The organism is Micromonospora sp. C41 (assembly GCF_018070485.1).
Lineage (GTDB): Bacteria > Actinomycetota > Actinomycetes > Mycobacteriales > Micromonosporaceae > Micromonospora > Micromonospora chalcea.
The window spans coordinates 14,218-30,193 of the sequence record NZ_JAGPXP010000047.1; the positions used below are offsets into that span (position 1 = coordinate 14,218).

19 protein-coding genes are annotated in these 15,976 nt (G+C 74.9%); 10 read left to right on the plus strand and 9 right to left on the minus strand.

Features of this window, described 5'->3' with window-relative positions; translation table 11 throughout:
* The first annotated feature begins 326 nt into the window (after positions 1–326).
* Both KBX43_RS29630 and KBX43_RS29635 read left to right on the plus strand, forming a co-directional pair.
* Complete coding sequence (locus KBX43_RS29630) at positions 327–842, plus strand: GNAT family N-acetyltransferase (protein WP_244206014.1); 516 nt, start codon at positions 327–329, stop codon at positions 840–842.
* Positions 843–1,117: 275 nt separating this feature from the next.
* Entirely contained in the window at positions 1,118–2,416 is a 1,299-nt protein-coding gene (locus KBX43_RS29635) for an NAD(P)/FAD-dependent oxidoreductase (protein WP_064446170.1), read from the plus strand.
* Between the two features lie 25 nt (positions 2,417–2,441).
* Here KBX43_RS29635 and KBX43_RS29640 read toward each other — a convergent pair whose 3' ends face one another.
* The 3 genes from KBX43_RS29640 to KBX43_RS29650 form a co-directional block, all read right to left on the minus strand.
* The gene (locus tag KBX43_RS29640) at positions 2,442–3,524 is read right to left on the minus strand and encodes an AI-2E family transporter (RefSeq protein ID WP_043324573.1); all 1,083 of its coding nucleotides are present in this window, start codon (positions 3,522–3,524) and stop codon (positions 2,442–2,444) included.
* A 39-nt stretch (positions 3,525–3,563) separates the two neighbouring features.
* Positions 3,564–4,352 (minus strand): spermidine synthase, encoded by a 789-nt coding sequence (locus KBX43_RS29645; protein ID WP_210888407.1) that lies wholly within the window; start codon positions 4,350–4,352, stop codon positions 3,564–3,566.
* A 71-nt stretch (positions 4,353–4,423) separates the two neighbouring features.
* Entirely contained in the window at positions 4,424–5,395 is a 972-nt protein-coding gene (locus KBX43_RS29650) for a DUF2267 domain-containing protein (protein ID WP_113973793.1), read from the minus strand.
* A gap of 183 nt (positions 5,396–5,578) precedes the next feature.
* Here KBX43_RS29650 and KBX43_RS29655 point away from each other — a divergent pair, with 183 nt between their 5' ends.
* Positions 5,579–5,893, plus strand: a complete 315-nt coding sequence (locus KBX43_RS29655) for a hypothetical protein (RefSeq protein ID WP_030504313.1) — start codon at positions 5,579–5,581, stop codon at positions 5,891–5,893.
* A gap of 73 nt (positions 5,894–5,966) precedes the next feature.
* On the opposite strand, the gene KBX43_RS29660 is transcribed toward KBX43_RS29655, so the two are convergent.
* Both KBX43_RS29660 and KBX43_RS29665 read right to left on the minus strand, forming a co-directional pair.
* Positions 5,967–6,314, minus strand: a complete 348-nt coding sequence (locus KBX43_RS29660; protein ID WP_233514741.1) for an STAS domain-containing protein — start codon at positions 6,312–6,314, stop codon at positions 5,967–5,969.
* A 43-nt stretch (positions 6,315–6,357) separates the two neighbouring features.
* On the minus strand, positions 6,358–6,702 hold the full coding sequence (locus KBX43_RS29665) for an STAS domain-containing protein (protein WP_043324565.1): 345 nt from the start codon (positions 6,700–6,702) through the stop codon (positions 6,358–6,360).
* A gap of 257 nt (positions 6,703–6,959) precedes the next feature.
* On the opposite strand from KBX43_RS29665, the gene KBX43_RS29670 reads away from it, so the two are divergent.
* From KBX43_RS29670 to KBX43_RS29690, 5 genes are all read left to right on the plus strand, one after another.
* Positions 6,960–8,720, plus strand: coding sequence for a PP2C family protein-serine/threonine phosphatase (locus KBX43_RS29670; protein ID WP_210888410.1), 1,761 nt, complete (start codon positions 6,960–6,962; stop codon positions 8,718–8,720).
* Complete coding sequence (locus KBX43_RS29675; RefSeq protein WP_104112811.1) at positions 8,717–9,763, plus strand: B12-binding domain-containing protein; 1,047 nt, start codon at positions 8,717–8,719, stop codon at positions 9,761–9,763. The genes KBX43_RS29670 and KBX43_RS29675 overlap by 4 nt, the downstream gene beginning before the upstream one ends.
* 77 nt (positions 9,764–9,840) lie before the next feature.
* Positions 9,841–10,188 (plus strand): STAS domain-containing protein, encoded by a 348-nt coding sequence (locus tag KBX43_RS29680; RefSeq protein ID WP_043324561.1) that lies wholly within the window; start codon positions 9,841–9,843, stop codon positions 10,186–10,188.
* Positions 10,189–10,258: 70 nt separating this feature from the next.
* Positions 10,259–10,705 carry a response regulator gene (locus KBX43_RS29685; protein WP_030504307.1) on the plus strand — a complete coding sequence of 149 codons (447 nt, stop codon included), beginning with the start codon at positions 10,259–10,261 and terminating at the stop codon, positions 10,703–10,705.
* 117 nt (positions 10,706–10,822) lie between these two features.
* Positions 10,823–11,296 carry a hypothetical protein gene (locus KBX43_RS29690; RefSeq protein ID WP_064446164.1) on the plus strand — a complete coding sequence of 158 codons (474 nt, stop codon included), beginning with the start codon at positions 10,823–10,825 and terminating at the stop codon, positions 11,294–11,296.
* A 10-nt stretch (positions 11,297–11,306) separates the two neighbouring features.
* Here the strand turns inward: KBX43_RS29690 and KBX43_RS29695 are convergent, their stop codons facing one another.
* Positions 11,307–12,146 carry a hypothetical protein gene (locus KBX43_RS29695; protein WP_210888413.1) on the minus strand — a complete coding sequence of 280 codons (840 nt, stop codon included), beginning with the start codon at positions 12,144–12,146 and terminating at the stop codon, positions 11,307–11,309.
* Positions 12,147–12,498: 352 nt separating this feature from the next.
* Here KBX43_RS29695 and KBX43_RS29700 point away from each other — a divergent pair, with 352 nt between their 5' ends.
* A complete protein-coding gene (locus KBX43_RS29700; protein WP_187694373.1) occupies positions 12,499–13,449 on the plus strand; it encodes an endonuclease/exonuclease/phosphatase family protein in 951 nt (316 codons plus the stop codon).
* 4 nt (positions 13,450–13,453) lie between these two features.
* Here KBX43_RS29700 and KBX43_RS29705 read toward each other — a convergent pair whose 3' ends face one another.
* Positions 13,454–13,882, minus strand: a complete 429-nt coding sequence (locus KBX43_RS29705; protein WP_013285994.1) for an OsmC family protein — start codon at positions 13,880–13,882, stop codon at positions 13,454–13,456.
* Between the two features lie 80 nt (positions 13,883–13,962).
* The gene (locus KBX43_RS29710; protein WP_064446162.1) at positions 13,963–14,913 is read right to left on the minus strand and encodes a serine/threonine-protein kinase; all 951 of its coding nucleotides are present in this window, start codon (positions 14,911–14,913) and stop codon (positions 13,963–13,965) included.
* A gap of 130 nt (positions 14,914–15,043) precedes the next feature.
* On the opposite strand from KBX43_RS29710, the gene KBX43_RS29715 reads away from it, so the two are divergent.
* Positions 15,044–15,268 carry a hypothetical protein gene (locus KBX43_RS29715; protein ID WP_043324550.1) on the plus strand — a complete coding sequence of 75 codons (225 nt, stop codon included), beginning with the start codon at positions 15,044–15,046 and terminating at the stop codon, positions 15,266–15,268.
* A 3-nt stretch (positions 15,269–15,271) separates the two neighbouring features.
* Here the strand turns inward: KBX43_RS29715 and KBX43_RS29720 are convergent, their stop codons facing one another.
* Positions 15,272–15,940 carry an alpha/beta fold hydrolase gene (locus tag KBX43_RS29720; RefSeq protein WP_307851628.1) on the minus strand — a complete coding sequence of 223 codons (669 nt, stop codon included), beginning with the start codon at positions 15,938–15,940 and terminating at the stop codon, positions 15,272–15,274.
* Positions 15,941–15,976 lie beyond the last annotated feature (36 nt).

Consider the following 15,976-nt stretch of genomic DNA (forward strand, 5'->3'; position numbering starts at 1 on the left):
GCGCGATCTTGCACTTATTGCCCCGGCAAACCTCGCAAAACAGGCAAGTCTTGGGCGGTAACTGCAAGATCGCGTGGGCGTGGGCGTGGGCGTGGGCGTGGGCAAGGGCGTGGGCGCGTCCGAAGGGCGGATTGGCGGTCTTGCCGATCGGGACGAGACCTCGTGCTGGGCGAGATCTTGGAACGAAATGGCCCCTATGGGGGCGCGTTCCTTCCAAGATCTCTTGTGGTCCTGAGAGGTGGAACAGCGCTCCCGGTGAGTAGGACAGCGGGTGGCGGAGCTGACCCGGGTGGGGCGGAATGGGGGCGGTGGCCGAGAGTGGGACGGTGCGATATCTGCGCAGCGACGGCCGCGTCGCCATCCGCCGCCCCCGCCCCGCCGACGAGGCGGAGTTCGTCGCCGCCGCCCGGCGCAGCCGTGATCTGCACCATCCGTGGCTGTCCGCGCCGGACGACACGCAGCTGTACGCGGCGTACCTACGCAAGATCCGGCGGCGGGACAGTTCCGGGTTCCTGTTCTGCGACCGGGAGAGCGGTGAGATCGCCGGGTACGCGAACATCAGCGGCATCGTGCGGGGCGCGCTGCGCGGCGGCTACCTCGGATACGCGGCGTTCCGCCCGTACGCCGGGACCGGGCACGCCTCGGCCGGGGTGCGCCTGGTGATCGGGTACGCGTTCGGGCCGCTCGGTCTGCACCGGCTGGAGGCGAACATCCAACCCGGCAACGAGCCGTCGAAGCGGCTGGCGCGTCGGCTCGGCTTCCGGCTGGAGGGCTTCTCCCCGGACTACCTGTTCATCGACGGCGCGTGGCGCGACCACGAACGCTGGGCGATCACCGCCTGACGACCGGCCGCGCCACCGCCGAACCGAGCAGCCCCAGCTGCCCGGCTTCGGGAAGGCGACCGGACTGCGGTACCCGGCCCGGTCCACCGCCCGCACACCGAAGAGCACGTTGTCCTTGGACAGGTCGACGGTCACCTCGGTGACGTCGCCGACCGGCAGCACCCCGCGGCGGAGGCGGTACATCCTCGCGTCGATCGCGAGGAATGTCCATATAGCCGCTGATGGATGGATCTTGGGTGTGTTTGTCGCAGGTCTGCCCGGGAACGGCAGCAGGCATGACGAAACCACGTGTGGTGATCGTGGGGGCCGGGTTCGCCGGGTACCACGCGGCCAAGACGTTGCGCCGACTGGCCCGCGACCGGGCCGAGATCGTCCTGCTGAACACGACCGACTACTTCCTCTACCTGCCGCTGCTGCCCGAGGTGGCGGCCGGCGTGGTGGAGCCGACCCGGATCGCCGTGCCGCTCGCCGGCACGCTCGACGGCGTCCGCGTGGTGGTCGGCGAGGCGGACCGGGTCGACCTGCAGAACCGGTGGGTCGGCTACCGCTCGATCGAGGGTGACCACGGTCAGCTCGCGTACGACCGGCTCGTGCTCAGCGTCGGCAGCGTCAACAAGCTGTTGCCGATCCCCGGCGTGACCGAGTACGCCCACGGCTTCCGCGGCCTGCCCGAGGCGCTGTACCTGCACGATCACGTGGTCCGACAGATCGAGCTGGCCGAGCTGACCGACGACCCGGCCGAGCAGCGGGCCCGCGCCACGTTCGTGGTGGTCGGCGCCGGCTACACCGGCACCGAGGTGGCCGCGCACGGGCAGCTGTTCACCGACCGGCTGATGGCCCAGCGCCCGCACCTGAAGGTCCGGCCGCGCTGGATGCTGCTCGACCTCGCGCCCCGGGTGCTGCCCGAACTGGACCGCCGGATGTCGGTCACCGCCGACCGGGTGCTGCGCAAGCGCGGCGTGGACGTGCGGATGAACACCTCGGTCGCCGAGGCCACCCCGGACGGGGTGATGCTCACCGACGGCGAGTACGTCCCGACGTGCAGCCTCGTCTGGTGCGTCGGCGTACGCCCCGACCCGTTCGTGGCCGAGCTGGGGCTGCGCACCGAGAAGGGCCGGCTGGTGGTCGACGAGTTCCTCAACGTCCCCGGCTTCCCGGAGGTGTTCGCCTGCGGCGACGCCGCCGCCGTGCCCGATCCGACCCGCCCCGGGCAGGTGTGCGCGATGACCGCGCAGCACGCCCAGCGGCAGGGCAAGCTGGCCGCGCACAACATCGCCGCGTCCTACGGTCAGGGCGTGCGCAAGTCGTACAAGCATCACGACCTGGGCTGGGTGGTGGACCTGGGCGGCAAGGACGCGGCGGCGAACCCGCTGAAGGTCCCGCTGGCCGGGCTGCCGGCCAAGGCCGTCACCCGCGGCTACCACCTGCTCGCCATGCCCGGTAACCGGCCCCGGGTCGCCGCGGACTGGGCGCTCGACGCGACTCTGCCCCGCCCCGCCGTGCAACTGGGCCTGGTCCCGGCGAACGCGGTGCCGCTGGAGAGCGAGTCACCGGAGCTGGCCCGCCGCCGCTGAACGCCGCGCACCCGCCGGCCGGCCCTCACCCGCCGGCCGGCGGCCGCTGCGCCGGCTCGCCGTCGGCCGGCTCCGGCAGGGCCTGCCGCCCGGCCGGCACGAACTCGCGCAGCAGCACCTGCGCGATGCCGGCCGCCGGGATCGCCAGCAGCGCGCCGACCAGGCCGCCCAGCTCCACCGCCAGCAGCAGGCTGACCAGCACCGTCAACGGGTTGAGCCGCACCGCGCGGGCCATGATGACCGGCTGCAGCAGATGGTTCTCCACCTGCTGGTAGACCACGAAGAAGACGAGCACCACGATGCCGGCGGTGGGGGAGTGCACGAATCCCGCCCCGGCCGCGGCGATCGCCCCGAGCGTGGCGCCGACCAGCGGGATCAGGTCCACCACGGCGACCGTCAGCGCGATCACCGCGGCGAACGGCACGCCGAGCAGGAACAGCACGACGAACGTCAGGCCGCCGCAGATCACGCTGATCAGCACGTTGCCGCTGAGGTAGCCGGTGACGATCCGGGACGAGTCACGGCCGATGCGCCGCAGCCGCCGCGCCGGGCCGTCGCCGACCAGCCGCAGCGTCGCGGCGACGATCTTCGGCGCTTCCAGCACCATCAGGTACGCCAGCACCACCACCGTGACCAGCGCGGTCACCGCCTGGGCCACGCTGCGGACCACCCCGACCGTCGGATCGCCGAGCCGCGAGCCGAACCGGCGCAGCTGGCCCGGCTCGGCGTACCGGAGCAGGTGGAAGCGGTCCAGCAGCCGCCCGACCGGTCCCCGCCCGGCCTGGGCCTCGCGCACCAGCTCCGGCAGCCGGTCGGCGAAGCGGGCCACCTCGTCCACCAGCGGCACCAGGATCAGCGCGCCGACCGCGGCGAACAGCGCGAACGCGGCCAGGAACACCAGCAGCGTGGCCAGCGCGCGGCGGCGTACCCGCCGCTGCAGGCGGTCCACGAGCGGTTTCAGCGCGACCGCGAAGAACACCGCCACCAGACCCCACACCAGCACCCGCCGGGTCGCCCAGACCAGCGCCAGCCCGACCACCGTGGCGAGGACCAGCCCGATCACCACAAGCGTCCGGCGCGCGGTGGACCGGTCGTCGGCGGTGCTCATCCGGCGCGGCTACCCGCCGCGCGGGGCGGAAAACCCGGCTCAGCCCAGGTCGGCGTCGGTGACCGGGAGGGCGCCGGCGGCGAACGCGTCGAGCGTCGCGTCGTGCAGCACGGTTCCGGGCACCGGATCGGCGGCGGCCCGGGCGGCGAGCCGGCGCGCCGGCAGCCGTCCCGGCGTGGGCGAGGCGGCCAGCACCACGTTGCCGTACCGCCGTCCGCGCAGCATCCGCCGGTCGGCCACCAGGCAGACGTCGGCGAACACCGCCCGCAGCGTGGCCACCTGCCCCCGGGTGTGCGCCAGCGGCGGCAGGTCGGTGAGGTTGATCAGATAGATGCCGTCCGGGCGCAGCACGCGGGCCACCTGCGCCGCGAACTCGACCGCCGCCACCTGCGGGGGCATCCGGGCCGCCCGGTACACGTCGGCCACCACCACGTCGTACGCCCCGGACGGCGCCTCGGTGACCGCCTCCCGGGCGTCACCGATCGCGACCACCACCTCCGGCGGCAGCGGCGGCAGCTTCCGCCGGACCAGCTCGACCACGCCCGGGTCCCGCTCGATCACCCGCTGCGCGGAACCGGGCCGGGTGCGCGCGAGCCAGCGCGGCAGTGTGAGCGCGCCCCCGCCCAGGTGCAGCGCCGTCAGCGCCGCGCCCCGCGGGGCGGCCAGGTCGATCGCGGCGGCGATCCGCCGCACGTACTCGAAGTGCAGGTACCGGGCGTCGGCCACGTCCACGTACGACTGCTCGACCCCGTCGGCCAGCAGCGTGCGCCCGGACGGGCGGGCCGGGTCCACCACGATCTCCAGGGTCTCGGTGTCGTCGTGATCCACGGCGGGACACGGTACCGCCCGGCCACGGATGGCCCCGGCCCGCGGGGGACCGGGACCGTTCCGCCGCCGGGTCAGCCGGCCGCCATCCCGGCGCCGGCCTCGTCGACTGCCGCATCCACCCGGTGCGCGAGGTCGACGTCCGCCGCGGTCACGCCGTCGACCTGCTGTGTGCGGACCGTCAGCACGGCGTTGTCCGGGTCCGGCCGCCCGATCTGCGGCGCGCGCCCGGCCTCGGACTTGAGCTGGTCCAGCCGGTCGAGTACCCGGTCCAGGTTGCCGCCGGGCAACTCGATCGTGCGCACCAGCGACCGCCGGTCGCTGGACCAGTAGGGCAGCGCCGCGAGCGCGTCACGCAGCTCCGGCTCGGTCAGTGGCGCGGTGGCCGAGGACGCGCCCACCAGGCCGCCGCCGAAGTCGGTCGGCCCGAGCAGGTCACGCAACTCGTCGGGTACGCGCAGCGACTCGACCAGCTCCGCGTCGGCCTCACTGAGCGCGGCGAGCGTCGCCTCGGCCTGGTAGCGCGCCTGCTCCGGGGTGAGGCGGCTGTAGCGGCCGACCTCGGCCAGGAACCCGGGCAGGTCGCGGCGGGGTTCCATGCCGTACACCGGCACCACGTCGTGCAGGGTCAGCGGCACCGCCTCCAGCAGTCGCTCACGTTCCACCTCGTCCAGCGCCTGGGCCAGGGCCAGCACGGTGCCCTCCGCGGCGACCTTGGCCGTGGTGAAGTCCACCCCGGCGCGCCGGCTCACGTCGTCGACGAGATCCCGGTAGCTCATCGAGACCCCGGGTGACGGCGTCGGGTCCGGCAGCGGGCGCTGCTGCTCCGCGACGGCGACCGGCGGCGGCGCGGGACCGCCGCGCGTGGTGTCCGGCTTGTGCCGTCCGGCCGGCGGCGGGCCGGACCGGTCGTGCCGGTCCAGCGAGGTGACCTGCTTGGACGCGCTCAGGCTGGCGCCGGTCTGGCTCGGCCGCAGCCCTCGCTCGCGGGCCTCGCGGGCGAGAGCCCGGCGGCGCTGGTTGTCGCCCTCCATCTGCTTGCGCATCGTCGCACCTCGTTCCTGGTCGGTTGCGCTTGCGCCGACCGCGTTCCCGGCGCTGCCGGGAAGCTAACGGGAGGCCCGCCCGGCGGAGGCTTCACTCGCTGCGGGTGAGGAGCGGTCACCCCGGCGGGCGGCAGGATCGGATGGACCGGACAACTTCCGACGCACGCGGAAGGGCAGGTCGACATGAAACGGATCGTGGAGATCGTCCCCGCCCGTCCCGGGTGGTACGCCCGCTGGCGGATCGGCCCGGACGTCACCCGCTGCTACCCGGTGACCCTCTGGGCGCTGCTGGAGCACCACGACGGCACCGGGCGTGAGGTGATCGGCGTCGACTGCGTCGGGCAGTGGCCGGGCGCGGACGACGACGGTGCTACCGGAGACTTCGTCCGTTACCTGTTCCAGACGCCCGATTCCGGCGCGCCGGAGGACGCCGAGGCCCCGATCGTGGGAGAGCCGCACACCACCGGCCCGCGCCGGCAGGCCGCGCCCGCCGCCTGAGCCATCCTCCCGGCCCCCGGCCCCTGGTCCCAGGGCCGGGGGCCACCCCTTCCCGCCAACGGCGTGCCGCGCGTCATCCCACCTCGCGGGCGCCGCCGGTCACGTCGCGGGGCGGGGCGGCCAGCAGCTCGGCCAGGCCGGTGCGGTCCAGCAGATGCCGTACCTGCGGATTGGTGTTGCGCAGCCGGACCGCGCCGGTGCCGGAGCGGTGGATCACCACGAGCGCGCTCAGCCCGGACGAGTCGCAGAGGACCACGCCGCCGAAGTCGAGCTCCACCTCCTGGCAGCCGTCGCGGCGAAGCCGCGCAACGGCCTCGACCAGTTCCGGGGCGGTGTCGTAGTCCAGCTCACCGGCCAGCCGCACCCGGACGGCGCCGGCGTCGAGCCGGTCCACCTCGATGGTCAGCATCTGGGAGGGCACGCTCCCATGTTCCCAGCCGGACCCCGGCGGGAAACCCCCGGGGTCACGCGGAGGCGGCCGAACCCGTGGCGGGCGGCCCGGTCCGGTCGTCGACCGGCGCACGGTCGAGCAGGCCGGTGACGCCGGTCAGGTCGAGAATGGTCTCCAGGAACCGCGGGACCGCGCGCAGCTCGATCCGGGTGCCGACCTGCTGCCCCTCCCGCCAGGCGTGCACGATCACGGACAGGCCGGTGCTGTCCAGGAACAGCAGGTCGGCGAAGTCGAGCACGAGCGTCGCGGGACGCCCGGCGAGCAGCCGGTCGACCTCCGCGCGCAGCGGCGCCGCGGTGGCGTAGGCCAGGTCGCCGCCGACGCCGATCACCGGGACGGCAGGGTCGGAACGATCCACGGAGATGCTCAGCGGGGTCGCCTCGGACCTTCTGCGTTGAGGAACCACCATCACGCCTTTCCGCACGCTGCCGGTCGGGCAGGGATGCCTGGATCGTAACAACAGCGGCACCGCCCCGCTGGGCGCGCGCGGGCCGGCCCAGCAGCGTCGGCTGGGTGGCGGTACCGGCATACCGGCGTAGTGTGGGGCGAAGAGATGTGGCCACAGGCGCCGTGCGGCGCCCCGGGGGTGCCGACGAGGAGAGTGGGGCTCAGCTGGTGACTGCTGCCGACGTCAGGGGTGCCGACCCGGGCGACGGACGGATCTCCACGCCGAGTGCCGCACGGGTCCCGGCGTGGTCCGCCGCCGCTGCGGCGACGCCTGCCCTGCCGCCGCTGGCAGCCGACCGCGGCCCCGCCGTCCCGGACTGGTCCGAGGTCGTCGAGCACTTCCGGGAGGGCCTTGTCGTCTGCGACGCCGACGGTGTCGTGCGGCACGTGAGCCCCGTCGCGGAGCGCCTGGTCCCCGAGGTGACCGCCGGCGAGCTGCTCGCCGCGGCGGGCGTGGACGCGCTGCGCGGCGACGGCCCGGCGGAGTTCACCCACCATGGGCGACGGCTGCGCGTACGGCCGGTCGCGCTGTCCGGTCACCGGCGCTGCTGGTACGTCGAGGACGTCACCGAGAGCGTCAGCCGGGCCGACGCGCTGCTGGCCGAGCGGGCCCGCTCGGCGTTCCTCGCCGTGGTCGGCGAGAAGCTCGGCAATCCGCTGCACCCCGACCGGGCGGCCGCGGCCGTGGTCCGCCTCGCCGTACCGACGGCGGCCGACGTGGCGGTCCTGGTGCTCGCCCCCCGCTCCGGCCGGTCCCGGTGGTGGCGGGCGGTACGCGCCGACGACCAGGCGCCCGTGGTGGACAGCGGCGTGCTGCCCGCCCCGGCGCTGCCCGTGGCCATCGAGGCCGGCCTGTCCGGCGCCGAGCCGCACGAGCTGGACTGGCTGGTCGAGCAGGCCGCGGAGGCGGGTTGGCTGCCCGGTCTGGACACCTCCGGCGCCGTCGCCCGGGTGGTGCCGCTGCCCGGCCGGGATGCGCCGGCCGGCGCGCTGCTGGTGGCCCGCCGCGCCGACCGCTGGTACGACGAGGCCGATGTGGACCTGATCCGCGCGTTCGCGGCACGGGCCGGCGCGGCGCTGACCACCGCTCTGCTCTACCGCGACCAGGCCGAGGTCGCCGACACGCTGCAGGCCAGCCTGCTGCCGGTCGAGCCGGCTCCCGCGACCGGCGTGCAGTGGGGCACCGCGTACCGGCCCGCGCAGGCCGGCCGGCGCATCGGCGGCGACTTCTACGGTTCGCACCAGCTCACCGACGGCGGGTCGGTCTTCTTTCTCGGTGACGTGTCGGGCAAGGGCGTGGAGGCGGCCGTCTTCACCGGCCAGCTGCGCCAGTGCCTGCAGGCGCTGCACCGGGTCGAGAGCCAGCCCGGGCGGCTGCTGAAGCTGCTCAACGACGCGCTGCTGGAGACCACCCAGGCACACGGGCAGGGCCGGTTCGCCACCATGGTCCTCGGCGTGGCGCGTCCGCACCGCGACGGCGGCCAGACCCTGACCCTGGCCGGTGGCGGGCACCTGCCCCCGCTGGTGCTGCGGGAGTCCGGTGACGTCGAGGTGGTGCCGTTGCGCGGCATGCTGATCGGCGTTGTGCCCGATCCCCGCATCGGCGAGGTCACCGTGCGCCTGGCGCCGGGGGAGACCTGCCTCTTCTACAGCGACGGCGTGACCGAGGCGCGGGGCGGCCGGCGCGGCGACGAGCAGTTCGGCGCCGAGCGGCTGCTCAACGCCGTGGCCGGCTGTAACCGGATGCCGGCGCCCGCGCTGGCCGAACGGGTCGAGCAGGTGACCTGTGACTGGCTCGCGCACGGCGACCACGACGACATAGCGGTGCTGGCGCTGCGGGCGACCGGCCCGGCCGGGCGGGCGCCCCGGCACCTGCACGCGGTGCCGGAACCGGCCGCGGCGGAGCTGACGAGGGAGTGGTCCGCGTGACAGTGCCGACTGTCGGGGTCGATGCGGGTCACGCCTTCGCCCGCTACCTGGAGTGCCTGGCCGACGCGGACGAGTCCGCCGCCGTGGCGGTGGCCCTGGGGCTCCTGGAGGCGGGCGTGCCCGCCGAGCGGGTGCTGCTCGACCTGGTCGCGCCGGCGCAGGCCGAGGTGGGCGAACGGTGGGCGCGCAACGAGTGGAGCGTCGCCGAGGAGCACGCCGCCACGCACATCAGCGAGCGGGTGGTGGCGGCGGTGGCCGCGTACGCCGATCCCCGGCCGACGCGGGGACGGATCGTGATGGCCTGCATGGACGGCGAGTGGCACGCGCTGCCGGCCCGGCTGGTGGCCGAGGTGCTGCGGTTGCGCGGCTGGCAGGTCGTCTTCCTCGGCGCCAGCGTGCCCGCCGCCCACCTGGTCTCCTACCTGCACCGTTACGACGCGGAGGCGGTGGCGCTGGCCTGCGCGCTGCCGATGCGGCTGCCGCACGCCCACCGGATGGTGGAGGCGTGCCGCCGCTCTGACGTGCCGGTGGTGGTGGGTGGCCGGGGCTTCGGCGAGGACGGCCGCTGGGCGCGTGTGCTGGGTGTGCCGTGGGCGCCGGACGCGCCGGCCGCGGCCGACCTGGTGGCCGACGAGCGGGCGCTGCGTGCGGCGCCGCCGGCCCGGCTGGACCACCTGGCCGACGACGAGTACGCCAGCCTGGTCAAGCGGCGCGGCGAGTTGATCGACAGCGCCCTGGCCGACCTGCGGGAGCGGGTGCCGTCGGTGTCCGGCTATACCCCGGCGCAGCTCGACTCCACGATCAGCGACCTCGGTTACATCGTGGACTTCCTGGCCGCCGCGCTCTATGTGGACGACGGGACGCTGTTCACCGCGTTCGTCGAGTGGCTGGTGGAGATCCTGGTCAGCCGCGGGGTGCCGGCGGGGGCGGTCGGCCTGACGCTGGAGCACTATGGACAGCAGTTGCGCGACTTCCCGCGCGCGGCCGGTTTCCTCGACCGGTCCCGGGCTCTGGTCGGCGGCCTGTCTGCGGCGGGCCGCTGACGGCACCCGGATGGGCCGTCCCATATACTTGCACTACTGCAAGCGTTCGCCTGCGGTGGGGAGCGAGGGGGGCCAGAGTGACGTTCACCGTCACGTACGCCCAGCGGGACGGGGGCGGCGTCTGCCTCCGGCTCGCCGGTGAGCTCGACCTGGGCACGGCCCCCGAGCTGAACTCGGCGATCGACCGGCTGATCGCCGAGGGGCAGCGCGAGCTGCTGCTCGACCTCGCCGAGCTGACCTTCTGCGACTCCACCGGCATCGCCGCCTTCGTGCGCGGGGACAATCTCGTCGCCGCCGACGGCGGCTGGCTGCGCCTGACCGGGGCGACCGGCCGGGTGGCCCGGGTGCTGCAGGTGACCGGGCTGGCCGAGGTGCTCCGGTACGCCCGTGACACCGTCGACCCGGCCGCGCCGGCCGCCTCCTGATCCGGTACATTTCCCCGCCAGCAACCGGCCGTGCGGCCGGCCGCCCTCCTCGAGACAAGCAGGTAAGACGATGGGTCAGAGCAGCCCGAGCCCGGTTCGCATCCTGGTGGTGGACGACGATCCGGGTGACGTCCTGATGATCGAGGAGGCGCTCGCCGACTCCGACGTCGACAAGGTCATCGACGTGGTCGCCGACGGTCAGGAGGCGATGGAGTTCCTCCGGCGCGAGGGCCGGCACGCCGAGGCGCAGCGTCCGGACGTGATCCTGCTGGACCTGAACATGCCCCGGATGGACGGGCGGCAGGTGCTGGGCGAGGTCAAGGGCGACGAGAGCCTGCGGACCATCCCGATCGTGGTGCTGACCACCTCCAACGCCGACACCGACGTGGTCAGCAGCTACACGTTGCAGGCCAACGCGTACGTGACCAAGCCGATCGACCTGGACGACTTCAACGACGTGGTACGCCGTATCGACGAGTTCTTCGGCCGGGTGGTCGTGCTCCCGAAGCACCAGTAGGTGCGGGAAGTCCGGGCCTCCGCATCCTGAACATTTTGTGGGAACGGCCCCGCCCGTGAGCGACCGGCCCGCAGGATCGGCAGTGGGGACGAACACCGGCTGCCTGGGGGGCGACGCATGAGGTTCTCGGTGGTGGAGACCGGATACGACAGGCGTCAGGTGGATTCCTGCCTCGACGAGCTGAGCCTGCGGCTGGGGCGGCTGGCGGCGCGGGCGGAGGGCGCCGCCGGGGCCGGCCGGGAGTGGGATCAGATCCGGTCCGACGCCCTGCACCTGTGCGACTTCCTCCACCGGCGGACCGCGCCGGTCGAGGGCCCGGAGGCGGCCCGCCCGTCGCCGGCCGAGCGGGAGGCCGCCGAGCTGCTGGCCACCGCCCGCGCCGAGCTGGAGGCCGCCCGCGAGGAGGCCCGCCGGTTGCGGGAGGAGGCGTACGCCGACGCTCTGCGGGCCCGCCGCGAGTTCGAGGCGGCCCTGCTGGCACGGCGTCGCCGCGAGTCCCGGGTGGACGAGATCCTGGCCGGCGCGCGCGGCGAGCGGGTGCCGGTGGACACCCCGACCGCCGCCGCGGGCGTGCGGCCCGGCGCCGCCTGACCGGTCCGGGTCAGGTCAGCGCCGCCACGATCGTCGCGGCCCGGTCCTCGTGCCGGGCGTACGCGTCCGGGTACGCGGACACCTGCACCGCCTGGGCGGCGGCGGTGACGCTCATGTCCGCCCAGCCGGGCACCTCGCGCAGGGCGGTGTAGAAGGCGCGGGCCGCGTACGAGGGTCGCATGAGCTGGGCGACGGTGCCCCAGCCGCTGCTGGGGCGCTGCTGGAACAGCCCGACCGAGTCGTGGTCGGAGCCGCTGCCCTGGTGCGGGTGGTCGAAGGACTCCGGGAGCACGTCGCTGGCCAGGTTGTAGAGGTTGCTCTCCTGCATCGCGGTGGCCACCGCCACGACGAGTGCCCGGCGGGGCATGCCCATGTCCCGCCCCACGTCCACGATGATCTTCGCGTTGTTCATCTGCCGCTGGTCCAGCCCGGCGACCGGCCGCGGGTTCTTCGGGCGGGCGGGCTTGCGCGGCGGCTTCTTCGTCGACGCGGCCGGGCTCGGCGTGGCGGCCGGGGCGGGCAGGGCCGGCGCCGCGGCGACAGGTGGCGCGAGGCGGGTGAAGTCGCGGGAGGCCCGCTGCTCGGCGGCGGCCCGGTCGGCGACCGCCTCGTGCACGTCCAGCCGCGCGGGGCCGGTCTCGCCGACGCCTGCTACGCCGATCAGGCCGAGGCAACAGGTGACACCGGTGGCCACCGCGATCCGGCCCGGTACGGAGCGGGCCGGGCCGCGCCGGGGCTGCTCCGGGGCGCGGTGACGCCCCACTCTCCGTTCGGCTGATGCCGGGTCAATCGTTCGGCGAACCGGGCGGTTGGCGGGCAACGGCTGGTGGGAGGGGTGGTCGGGAGGCACCCGCCGAGGCTAGAGAGCTTCCGGACCGTTGCCATCGGGGTGATTGGTGGCATGCGCCACAATCTGCCGGATTCGCGGCCGACAATTCACTCGGCCGATCACCAAGCAAGCGAACCTCGCGTACCCGGAACATGCCTCATGTCGGTTTAAGGCCGGGAAAGCGGACGCGAGCACGAGCAACCCGGGCCACGCGCCGCCCTCCACCGTTCGGAGGAGGGCAGGCTGGTCGAGCAGCCCCGCCGGTGCGGCGGTCCGCCGACCGGAAGCATCGACCGCCCCGGATGGCGGCGACCGCTGTGGATCATGGCGAGGCCCCGGCACGGTGACCCGGGCGCTCGTTACGATTCCGACGGTGACCGAGCAGAAGGCCGACGAGCGTGGCCCCGGAGAGCCGTCCGGCCGCCGGAGGCGGCGCGGACTCGTCGTCATCGCCTGCGCCGGGCTGCTCGCGGCGCTGCTCGCCGGCCATCGGGCGGTGCCGAACGTGCACGGGCTGGGCAGCCTGCTGGACAGCGCCGTTCCGCTGCTCGGCCTCGGCGTACCGGTGCTCGCGCTCGTGGCGCTGCTGCGCCGCTCCCGCCCGGCGCTGCTGGCGGTGCTGCTGCCGGCGCTGGTCTGGGCCGGCCTGTACGGGCGCGCGTGGCTGCCCCCGGCGGCCGGCGCGGCGGGCGCCTCGGTGCGGGTGGCCAGCCAGAACCTGCGCGTGGGCAACCCCGACCCGGCCGCCACGGTGGGCGCGCTCGCCGGCGACGGACCGGACCTGATCGGGCTCCAGGAGGTCGCCGACGGCGACCGGGTGGCGCCGGTCCTCGCCGGCCGGTACCCGCACCGCGCGGTGGTGTCGACGGTCGCGCTGTGGAGCCGGTGGCCGATCCGGGAGGCGCACGGCATCGACACCGGGCTGGGCTGGGACCGCGCGCTGCGCGCCGTGGTGGCCGCCCCCCGGGGCGACCTGACCGTGTACGTCGTCCACCTCGGCTCCGCGCGCGCCGGGCACACCGCCACCCGGGACCAGACCGTCGCCGCGCTGGCCGACGCCGTACGCGCCGACCCGGCGGAGCGGCTGGTGGTGCTCGGCGACCTGAACACCGCCACCACCGACCGGGTCTTCGACCCGCTGACCCGGCTGCTGCGCGACGCTCAGGCCGAGGCCGGGCAGGGATTCGGCTTCACCTGGCCGGCGGAGCTACCGGTGACCCGACCGGACCACGTCCTCTACCGGGGACTCACCCCCACCACTGCCGGGGTGCTGCACACCCCGGACAGCGACCACCGCGCGGTGACCGCTGGCTTCCGCTGGTGAGCGCTCAGTGCCGGCCGTTCTCCGCCGGGGTCACCGTGAGCCGGTGCCGGCTCGGGTCGCCGCTGGAGAACGGCCAGAGCCGGTCGGCGTACGCGACCAGGTCGGCCAGCTGATCCCGGGTCAGTCCCGCCGAGGAGATCTCGGCGTGCACGTCGGCCCGGTAACGGCCGTCGTCGTCGCGGCCCAGTTTCGCCTCTGCGGTCACCTGCACGGTGTGCGCCTCGTCGGTGATCTCCCCGGCCGCCTCCACAGCCGCGTGGTGCAGGCAGGAGGCGAACGCCGCGGCCAGGAGCTGCTCCGGCGTCAGACCGGTGCAGTGCGGCGCCAGCGGGGACGCCAGGGCGGAGGAGAGACCGCCGTCGTCGGTGCGTACGTGACCGCCCGCCGCGGTCGCCGTGGCCGTCTCGGCCAGCCAGGAACTCGGATCCGGCATCGCGTTCCTCCCGTCACTCACCGGACCGCGTTCCCGGACCCCGAGCAGCGAAACCGCGCCCGGGTGGGCAGTAGGAGCGCTCAGCCGACCCGGCCGCTCGGCGCGGCGTCGACGGCCATCGCCTCGGTGGCCTCGGCGGCCGCCCGGCTGGTCCACGGCGAGACCTGCTCCGCGCGCTGGCGGGGCAGCACCGCGCTCATCGGCACGTACACCCGGGCGTCCACCGCCTCGGCCAGCAGCAGCGCGGCCATCGGGCTGGTCGGCCGGGCCGCCGGGTCGGCGTCGAGGCAGCTGCGGCACAGGTCGGCCACCTCGGGCGGCAGCCCGGGAACGTCGGGCAGCGGCCGGGGCTCGGGCCGGCGTCCCCCCGGCCCGAGCAGCCGGGTGGTGCTGTCCGCCTCGTACGGCAGGTGACCGGTGAGGCAGTAGTAGAGCAGCACGCCGAGGGCGTACATGTCGGCGGCCGGGGTGGCGGGCTGCCGGTCGAGCTGCTCCGGCGCCAGATAGGCGGGGGTGCCCACCACCACGCCGTCCGGAGTGTGGTCCGGCGCGCCGGCCGGGGTGGCGATACCGAAGTCGAGCACCTTCACCCCGCACGGGGTGAGGATCACGTTCGCGGGCTTCACGTCCCGGTGCACGATGCCGTGCGCGTGCGCGGCCGCGAGCGCGGCGCACACCTCAGCGCAGACCCGCGCCGCGATCCGCCAGTCCAGCGGCCCCGCGCGCAGGTGCGCGGCGAGCGTCTCGCCCTCGGCCAGCTCCATCACGATGTACGGCGCCGGCCGGCCGTCGGGCAGCGTGGCGGTGCCGAAGTCGTGCACGCTCGCGACGTTCGGGTGCACCAGGCGAGCCGCCGAGCGCGCCTCGGCCCGGATCCGCTCCACCGAGCCGGCCTCGCCGTCGAGCCGGGGCGAGATCAGCTTCACCGCGACGGTCCGGTCCAGCACACGGTCGTGCGCCCGCCAGACCTCCGACATGCCACCCAGGCCGGCCCGCTGTTCGAGCTCGTACCGCCCGCCCAGCGTCCGCATCGCCCACTCCTCGCCTCGTCCGGTGTGCCCTCCGGTCCCGCTACCCGGCCCCGGAGCTGTGCAAACCGGCGGGGGTTTCCATTCCGGCGGGGTAGCTTCGCGGCGAGGGGTCGACACAGGGAGGACAGCGGTGGCTTCGGTGCGCGTACGGTTCGTCGGCGGTCCGGCCGACGAGCTGACCCGGGACCTGCCCGCGGGGCCGGACGGCGGGCCACCGCCCCGGTGGGTGCTGCGGCATCCCGAGGAGCCGGCCGAGGGGGTGGCCGACCACCTCTACGAACGCGACGAGCACGCCGCGGCGGGCGGCTGGACCATGCGGTACGTGCACACGTTCCCGTTCGGCGCGACCGAGTGAGGCTCAGCCCGCCCGGACGCCGGTGGTGCCGAGGATGACCGAGGCGACCAGCTCCGGATCGTCGTGCATCGGCACGTGGCCGCAGCCGGGCAGGTCCAGGTGCCGCGCGGCGGGCAGCCGGGTACGCGCCAGCGCCGCCTGCCGGTAGGGCAGGATCCGGTCCCGGGTGCCCCATGCCACGGTGACCGGCACCGTCGGCGCGCCCGCGTAGGCGTACCCCCGGCCGGCGCGCGCGACGGCGCGGAACGCCCGCGCCTGGCGCAGCGCGCGGGCGTCGGCGACCGCGTCGTCGAGGGTCATCCGGTTGGGCCGGGCCAGGATCATGCCCATCGCCAGCATCCGCAGCGCGGGCGCGGCGAACAGGCGGCGCAGCACCGGCTCGGGCAGCCGGGCCGCGTTGCGGTGCAGGGCGAGCACGGTCAGCGCCCAGCGCAGCTCGCGGGCGGTGCAGAAGCCGGCCGGGGACAGCGCGGTGGCCGAGGAGACCGCGCCGAGCGCGGCGAGTTCCAGCGCGATCGCCCCGCCGAGGCTGTTGCCCGCGACGTGCGGGCGCTCCAGCCCGAACGCGGCGAACAGCTCGACCATGGCCGCGGTCAGGCCGGGCATGTCGGCGGGCAGCCCGGTGGCGGGCACCGGGGAGCGGCCGAAGCCCGGCAGGTCGACGGCTATCACGTCGTGCGCCTGGCGGCCGGTACCGGTCTCTTATAC